Annotated in this window: 8 protein-coding genes and 1 tRNA gene; 2 read left to right on the top strand and 7 right to left on the bottom strand. The window is 72.1% G+C overall.

The window, feature by feature from the left end:
- On the top strand, positions 1 to 619 hold a 619-nt coding region (locus tag ACYQ0U_RS20930; RefSeq protein ID WP_459975820.1), incomplete at its 5' end, for a site-specific integrase.
- Positions 620 to 688: 69 nt separating this feature from the next.
- Here the strand turns inward: ACYQ0U_RS20930 and ACYQ0U_RS20925 are convergent.
- From ACYQ0U_RS20925 to aroH, 7 genes are all read right to left on the bottom strand, one after another.
- Positions 689 to 762: transfer RNA gene (locus ACYQ0U_RS20925), tRNA-Pro, on the bottom strand.
- A 66-nt stretch (positions 763 to 828) separates the two neighbouring features.
- A complete protein-coding gene (locus ACYQ0U_RS20920; protein WP_459975819.1) occupies positions 829 to 1356 on the bottom strand; it encodes a DinB family protein in 528 nt (175 codons plus the stop codon).
- Between the two features lie 153 nt (positions 1357 to 1509).
- Positions 1510 to 2862: a ribosome biogenesis GTPase Der gene (gene der, locus ACYQ0U_RS20915; protein WP_459975818.1), complete on the bottom strand. Its 1353-nt coding sequence runs from the start codon at positions 2860 to 2862 to the stop codon at positions 1510 to 1512.
- Entirely contained in the window at positions 2859 to 3623 is a 765-nt protein-coding gene (locus ACYQ0U_RS20910) for a lysophospholipid acyltransferase family protein (protein WP_459975817.1), read from the bottom strand. Before ACYQ0U_RS20910 ends, der begins: the two co-directional genes overlap by 4 nt.
- Entirely contained in the window at positions 3620 to 4303 is a 684-nt protein-coding gene (gene cmk / locus ACYQ0U_RS20905; RefSeq protein WP_459975816.1) for a (d)CMP kinase, read from the bottom strand. Before cmk ends, ACYQ0U_RS20910 begins: the two co-directional genes overlap by 4 nt.
- 11 nt (positions 4304 to 4314) lie before the next feature.
- Entirely contained in the window at positions 4315 to 5388 is a 1074-nt protein-coding gene (locus tag ACYQ0U_RS20900; RefSeq protein WP_459975815.1) for a prephenate dehydrogenase, read from the bottom strand.
- Between the two features lie 8 nt (positions 5389 to 5396).
- A complete protein-coding gene (aroH, locus tag ACYQ0U_RS20895; RefSeq protein ID WP_459975814.1) occupies positions 5397 to 5783 on the bottom strand; it encodes a chorismate mutase in 387 nt (128 codons plus the stop codon).
- A 106-nt stretch (positions 5784 to 5889) separates the two neighbouring features.
- Here aroH and ACYQ0U_RS20890 point away from each other — a divergent pair, with 106 nt between their 5' ends.
- Positions 5890 to 6240 (top strand): STAS domain-containing protein, encoded by a 351-nt coding sequence (locus ACYQ0U_RS20890; protein ID WP_459975813.1) that lies wholly within the window; start codon positions 5890 to 5892, stop codon positions 6238 to 6240.
- The last annotated feature ends 11 nt before the right edge of the window (positions 6241 to 6251 follow it).

The raw sequence follows: 6251 nt of genomic DNA, 5'->3' as shown, positions 1-6251 counted from the left end.
CAGGACGACAAAGCAGCGTCCTGGGCCCAAGGCGTCCAGTGACATGGCCGACATCATTGACCTGATGCTTGCTACTGGCGCGCGCATCGGGGAGATTCTCGCCCTGCGTTGGAGCGATGTGGCGCTCGATGCCACGCGACCGAACCTCACCATCAACGGGACGATCAAGACCGAGCCGGGCAAGGGCACCTACCGAAAGCCAAGCCCGAAGTCGGACGCCAGCGTGCGGACGGTCGTGCTGCCGGACTTTGCCATCGCGGTGCTCAGGCGCCGCTCTGCCGCAGTTCGGGAGGCCCCAAACGACGCGGTATTCCCCACGCGCAACGGCACGTGGCAGCAAGTGAACAACGTGGAGCGTCGTTGGCGCCAGATCCGTCAGGACACCGGCCTCGACTGGGTCACGCCCCACACGTTCCGCAAGACGGTGGCGACGCTGATCTCCGAGCGCGTCAACGCCGAGACCGCGTCCCAGCAGCTCGGCCACTCCTCCCCCGCCATCACCCGCGAGTTCTACATCTCCAAGCCCGCGATCGCTGCCGACGTCGCGCACGTTCTGGACGAGTTGGCCGGCCCCGAGGCGGGCGATGACCCGAATACTTGGGGAATAAGTGGGGAATAGGCCGTTCGGGTTCAAGTGCTGAACCGGCTCTGACCCAGCGTTTCCGCTGGTCAGAGCCGGTTCCAATTGTCGGGCTGACAGGATTTGAACCTGCGACCCCTTGACCCCCAGTCAAGTGCGCTACCAAGCTGCGCCACAGCCCGAACAGCCCCTCATCGGGGCCGCGTGAACACTACCGCAGCCGGGCGGCCCTCACGGAATCGGGTCGCTCAGCCCATCGACTTCTGGCCGTCGATGGTCTCGCGGATGATGTCGGCGTGGCCGGCGTGCTGCGCGGTCTCGAGCGCGATGTGGATGATCGCCCGGCGGGCCGACCAGGTCGCGCCCGGCTCGTTCCACGGCGCCTCGGGCAGCGGGTGTCGCGAGTCGAGGTCGACGGTGCGCACCAGTTCGTCGGTGGCGGCGGCGACGGCGTCGTACGCCTCGAGCAGGCCGGCGAGCGTCTCGTCCTCGAGCATGCGGAAGCCGTTCTGCCACTCCAGGATCGGGGGCGGCGGGTCGCTCCAGTCGATGTTCTCCCAGTCGACGGCCGGCTGGTCGGCCGGACCGTGGACGATGAAGTCGGCCCAGCGCCGCTCGGCCGCGGTCACGTGCTTGACCAGGCCGCCGAGCGACAGCGCGCTCACGGTCGGGGTGGTGCGGGCCACGTCGTCGGTGAGTCCCCGGACGGTGAACCGGAACAGCTCCCGGTGCTTGTGGAGGACGTCGAGCAGGTCGTCGCGCTCGGTGTTGGTCATGAGGCGACGCTAGGACCGCCAGCGGCCAGTTCCCGACCTCAATGCGAATCAGTCGCAGCCTTCACCGAAGCTCGGAGACACCTGGAGCCCGGACGTATGGACCGCGACGAACGCCGACGCTCGGATCTGCTCCGCCTCGACCGACGGTCGGGATCACCGCTTGCGCTTCTCCCGCGGCCGCTGCTGGAGCACGATCGGCGTGCCGACGAAGCCGAACTCCTCGCGCAGCCGGCGCTCGATGAAGCGCTCGTACGACGCGTCGAGCTTGCCGCTGGTGAACAGGATGAACGTCGGGGGCGCGGTGGTGGCCTGGGTGCCGAAGAGGATCTTCGGCTGCTTGCCACCGCGCACCGGGTGCGGGTGCTCGGCGACCAGCCGCCCGAGGAAGCCGTTGAGCGCGCCGGTCGAGATCCGGGTCTCCCAGCCCTCGAGCGCCTTGTCGAGCGCCGGCACCAGTCGGTCGACGTGCCAGCCGGTGCGCGCGGTGATGTTGATCCTCGGCGCCCACTGCACCTGCACGAGCTCGCGCTCGATCTCGCGCTCGAGGTAGTAGCGACGCTCCTCGTCGACGAGGTCCCACTTGTTGAACGCGATCACCAGCGCGCGGCCCGCCTCGCGGACGGTCTGGATGATCCGGACGTCCTGCTCGGAGATCGACTGGTCGGCGTCGACGACCAGGACCGCGACCTCGGCGCGGTCGATCGCGGTCGAGGTGCGCAGCGAGGCGTAGTACTCGTGGCCGGACGCCGTCTTGACCCGCTTGCGGATGCCTGCGGTGTCGATGAAGCGCCAGGTCCGGCCGCCGAGCTCGATCAGCTCGTCGACCGGGTCGACCGTCGTGCCGGCCACGTTGTCGACGACGACGCGGTCCTCACCGGCCAGCTTGTTGAGCAGCGAGGACTTGCCGACGTTCGGCTTGCCGACGATCGCGATCCGGCGCGGACCGCCGACCTCGGGCTCGCGCTCGGGCGGCGGCTCGGGCAGCGCGGCGAGTACGGCGTCGAGCATGTCGCCCGAGCCCCGCCCGTGGAGGCCGGAGACCGGGAACGGCTCGCCGAGGCCGAGGTTCCACAGGCCGAACGCCTCGGCCTCGGTGCGCTGGTCGTCGACCTTGTTGGCGGCCAGCACGACCGGCTTGCCGGACTTGCGCAGGATCCGCACGACCGCCTCGTCGGCGTCGGTGATGCCGACGGTCGCGTCGACCACGAAGAGCACCGCGTCGGCCAGGCCGACCGCGACCTCGGCCTGGGCCGCGATCCGCTCGGCGAGCCCGCGGGCGTCGGGGTCCCAGCCGCCGGTGTCGACGACGGTGAAGGCGCGACCGGCCCAGTTGGCGTCGTACGAGACGCGGTCCCGGGTCACGCCGGGCACGTCCTCGACGACGGCCTCGCGGCGGCCGATGATGCGGTTCACGAGGGTGGACTTGCCGACGTTCGGCCGTCCGACGACGGCGAGGATCGGCAGGGGGCCGAGCGCCTCGGTGGCGGCAGGCTCGTGCTCGGTCATGGTGCTCCTTGGTCGGTGACCCCGGTGGCGGGGTCCGGATCTACGTCGGTCGGCGGCAGCGGACCCGGGAGCTCTCTCCCGGTCGACGCGCGCGCCCGGTCCAGCTGGACCAGCATGTGCTCCCGCAACAACAACGAGGCCTTCTCGACTTGTTCCCGGGTGCGGGGCCACGGCGCCGGCTCGACCCGGTACCCCTCGCCGAAGACCATGTCGATGGTCGCGCCCTTGCCGGGCAGCGAGCCACTGGTGCCGCCCGGCTCCCGCGAGCCCAGCATGGTCACCGGGATGACGGGTGCGCCGGAGACCAGCGCGAGGTACGCCGCACCGCGGTGGAACCGCTCCAGGTCGCCCGGACCGCGGCTCCCCTCGGGGTAGATGCCGATCGCCCGGCCGTCACGCAGCGCGCGCAGGCAGGTCTTCACCGCGCGCGGGTCGGTGTGGAAGCGGTCCAGCGGGATCTGGCCCGAGTGCCACAGGAAGCGGCCCAGGAAGCCCCGGAACATCTCGACCTTGGTCAGCGCGTGCGCCGGACGCGGCGCGAAGATCGCCAGCAGCGGGCCGTCGATCACACCGACGTGGTTCGACGCGTAGATGATCGGGCCCGACGCCGGGACGTTGCCCGGATCGCTGACGCGCACCGTGTAGCGCCGGCGGATCACCCAGCGGGCGAGCGGCCGCAGCGGGGAGTGCAGCAGGTAGCGCGGCGCTGCCTGGACCCGGTCGCTCCGCGGCGGGTCCAGGTGGGCGACCGACCGCCTCACGTCCGGGCCTTCGCGTCCTCGGCGAGTGCGACGACCAGGCCGATGACCTCGTCGAGCGTGTAGCCGGTGGTGTCGATGTGGACGGCGCCGTCGGCCATCGTGAGCGGCGCGGTGGCCCGGCTCGAGTCGATCCGGTCGCGTGCCAGCAGCGACTCCTGGGTGGCCGTGACGTCTCCCCCGCCCAGCTCGGCGGTCCGGCGCGCCGCGCGGGCCTCCGGGTCGGCGCTGAGGTAGACCTTCACCGGCGCGTCGGGGACGACGACCGAGCCGATGTCGCGGCCCTCGACGACGATCCCGCCGGCCCGGCCGGACTCGGTGGCGATCACCTCGCGCTGGAGCTCGAGCAGCCGGGCACGCACCTCGGGGACGGTGCTCACCGGTGACACGGCGGCGGTCACGTCGTCCTGGCGGATCGCGACCGCGACGTCGGTCCCGTCCACGCCGATCGTCGGCGCGAGCGGGTCGGTGCCGGACACGATGTCGGGCTCGGCGCAGCGCGCGGCCACGGCCGAGGCGTCGTGGACGTCCACGCCGTGGCGCAGCATCCACCAGGTCATCGCGCGGAACATCGCGCCGGTGTCGAGGTAGCGCAGCCCGAGACGGTCCGCGACGCCCCGGGAGGTGCTGGACTTCCCGGAACCGGAGGTGCCGTCGACCGCGACGACGAGGGGGCTGCTCACGGGCGGCAAGCCTACCGGTGAGTCACCCATCCCCGGGATTCGAGCGAGGCGTCGAGGTGGTCCGCATGGGACTCCTCCACCACCAGCTCGACCAGGCCGACCTCGCGCCCGAGGTCGTGGTCGATGTGCACGTCCTCGATGTTGACCCCCGCCTCCCCCGCGGCCTGGAAGAGCCGCGCCAGCACGCCGGGCTCGTCGGGCACCGAGACGAAGACCGACGAGGTCGGCCGCGAGGGGCCGCCGTGCTTGCCCGGGATGGCCTGGGTGCCGGCCACCCCCGCGCGCAGCACGGCCTCGAGGCCACCGCGGTCGGCGTTGGCGACCGCGTCGATGAGGACGTCGAGCTGGCCGCGGACCTCGCCGAGCAGCCCGAGCACCGCCGCGGCGTTCGCGGTGACGATCTGGCCGTAGAGGGCCGGGTCGCCCGCGGCCACGCGGGTGACGTCGCGGACACCCTGGCCGGTCAGCGCCAGGTGCCCGGCGGGCGCCTCGGCGAGCCGGGCGGCGACGAGCGAGGCGAGCAGGTGCGGCACGTGCGACGTGCGCGCGACCGCGCGGTCGTGCTCCTCGGGCGAGAGGACGACGGGTACGCCGCCGCAGACGGCCACCAGGGCCTCCACGACCGCGACGCCGGCCGGGTCGGAGCCCTCGTGCGGCGTGATCGCCCAGGGACGGCCGTCGAACAGCGCCGCGTTGGCCGCCAGGGGACCCGAGCGCTCGCTGCCCGCCATCGGGTGGCCGCCGACGTACCGCTCCGCGCCGGGACGGCCGGTGACCGCCGTCAGCGGACCGGTCTTCACGCTGCCGACGTCGGTGACGACGGCGTCGGTCCGCTCCAGGGCGCGGACGATCTCGGAGCCGAGGTGGTCCGGTGGCACCGCGACGACGACCAGCTGCGGACGGTCGCCGTCCTCGCGTGGCCGGCCGGCGCCGAGCGCGGACGCGGTGCGCACGTGCTCGGGCGAGGTGTCGCTGAGCAGCACCTCGAGCCCGGCCCGTCGACAGGCGAGCGCGATCGACGTCCCGAGCAGCCCGGTGCCGACGACCTCGACCGGTCCGGTCAGCATCGACACAGCGTCACTCATCGTCGGGGTCACTCATCGTCGGGCACCGCGCGGACCCGGGTGAGGTCGCGGCGCAGGGCGGCGGCACCGTGGAGGTAGACGTGCGTGATGTCGGAGCGCGGAAGGTCGGTCTCGACGTGCGCCATCATCCGCACCACCCGCGGCATCGAGCCCTCGATCTCCAGCTCGCGCGCGCAGATCAGCGGGACGTCGCCGAAGCCCAGCCGCCGGGCGGCATACGCGGGGAACTCCGAGTGCAGGTCCGACGTCGCGGTGAAGATCACCGAGATGAAGTCGTCGACCTCCAGGCCGTTGGACTCCATGACGTCGGTGACCATCTCGGCCACCCGTTCCAGCAGGTGGTCGCGGACGTCCTCGTCGAGCTGGGTCGCTCCTCGCACTGCTCTCACTGACACCCCGGCAGGTTATCGCCGGACGCGCCAGCGGATCCGATGATGGTGGTGGAGCGAGACGACCGGCCGGCCTGCTTTGAAGCCACGCCGACCGGGGTACAACCACCGCGTGACCCAGGACGAGCCACTCACGCTCACGGAGGAGCGCCATGGCGACGCCGTCGTCGTCCGGTGCGCCGGCGAGCTCGACGCCGCGACCGTCGGCGCCCTCCGCACCCGCCTCCAGGAGGTCCAGGTCGACGGCGCCTCCGAGCTCGTCGTGGTCCTCGACGAGGTGACGTTCATGGACTCGCTCGGCCTCGGGGCGCTCATCGGCGCCCACAAGCGCGCCCGGGTCCTCCAGGGCTCGCTGACCATCGTGTGCACGAGCCGGCCGGTGCTCACCGTGTTCACGGCGACCTCGATGCACCGGGTCCTGCGCATCGTCGACAGCCTCGACGAGGCCGTCGTCTACAGCTGACCCGCAGCCGG

It is taken from the genome of Nocardioides pyridinolyticus (assembly GCF_054653575.1).
Note: the sequence above shows the minus strand (reverse complement) of the source record. Positions and strands in the feature narration are given on the sequence as shown.

Bases quoted from the DNA above. Each gene is read 5' to 3' on its own strand.
- ACYQ0U_RS20920 (WP_459975819.1), bottom strand. From the start codon at position 1,356: ATGACCAACACCGAGCGCGACGACCTGCTCGACGTCCTCCACAAGCAC.
- der (WP_459975818.1), bottom strand. From the start codon at position 2,862: ATGACCGAGCACGAGCCTGCCGCCACCGAGGCGCTCGGCCCCCTGCCG.
- ACYQ0U_RS20900 (WP_459975815.1), bottom strand. From the start codon at position 5,388: ATGAGTGACGCTGTGTCGATGCTGACCGGACCGGTCGAGGTCGTCGGC.